This window comes from Pseudodesulfovibrio sp. S3, assembly GCF_004025585.1.
In the GTDB taxonomy this organism is placed as follows: Bacteria; Desulfobacterota; Desulfovibrionia; order Desulfovibrionales; family Desulfovibrionaceae; genus Pseudodesulfovibrio.
In genome coordinates, this window is sequence record NZ_QTZO01000040.1 from 1 (window position 1) to 1,229 (window position 1,229).

Here is a 1,229-nt window from a genome sequence, read left to right on the forward strand (position 1 = left end):
TGTGAGCCTGAGGAATCCCTGGCCAATGTGCTGCGTGCCAATCTCGGTCTGACCAGCGTCAAGGTCGGTTGCGACACCGGCATGTGCGGCAGCTGCACCGTCATCAAGGACGGCAAGCTGGCCCGCTCCTGTTCCACCAAGATGAAGCGTGTCGACAACGGCACCAAGATCATGACCCTCGAGGGCATCGGCACCCCGGACAACCTGCATCCCATCCAGCTGGCCTGGATCGCTTACGGCGGTGCCCAGTGCGGTTTCTGCTCGCCGGGCTTCCTGGTCTCCACCTATGCCCTGCTGGAGAGCAACCCCAAGCCGACCCGCGATGAGATTCGCGACTGGTTCCAGAAGAATCGCAACGCCTGCCGCTGCACCGGTTACAAACCGTTGGTGGACGCCGTCATGGCCGCCGCCGAAGTGATGCGCGGCGAGAAGACCAAGGACGACCTGATCTTCAAGATCCCCGAAGACGGCCGCATCTGGAACACGAACTATCCCCGTCCTTCTGCCGTGGCCAAGGTCACCGGCACCTGGGACTTCGGTGCCGATGTGGGCCTGCGCCTGCCTCCCGGAACCCTGCAGTGCGAACTGGTGCAGGCTGAGGTTTCCCATGCCAAGATCCTGTCCATCGACACCGCTGCGGCCGAGGCCGTTCCCGGCGTGTACAAGGTGGTCACTCACAAGGACGTCAAGGGCAAGAACCGCATCACCGGTCTGATCACCTTCCCCACCAACAAGGGTGACGGTTGGGATCGTCCTATCCTGTGCGACGAGAAGATCTTCCAGTTCGGCGACGCCATTGCCATTGTCTGCGCCGAGACTGCTGAAGCGGCCAAGGCCGGCGCCAAGCTGGTCAAGGTGGAGATCGAGCAACTGCCCGAATACATGAACGCCGCCTCAGCCATGGCCGACGACGCCATGGAGATCCATCCGGGCACCCCCAACGTCTACTACACCCAGAAGATCGCCAAGGGCGCAGAGACCGGTCCCATCTTCGACAAGGCCGACGTTGTCGTTGAAGGCAACTACTACACCCAGCGTCAACCGCACATGCCCATCGAGCCGGACGTAGGTTTCGCCTACCAGGACGATGACGGCAAGCTGTGCATTCACTCCAAATCCATCGGCCTGCACCTGCACCTGTACATGATCGCCCCGGGCCTGGGCGTGGAGCCTGAAAACCTCGTTCTGGTCCAGAACCCGACCGGCGGCACTTTCGGCTACAAGTTCAG

At 61.9% G+C, this 1,229-nt stretch carries 1 protein-coding gene; it reads left to right on the forward strand.

Features of this window, described 5'->3' with window-relative positions:
* On the forward strand, positions 1-1,229 hold a 1,229-nt coding region (locus tag DWB63_RS17145), incomplete at both ends, for a 2Fe-2S iron-sulfur cluster-binding protein (RefSeq protein WP_128330087.1).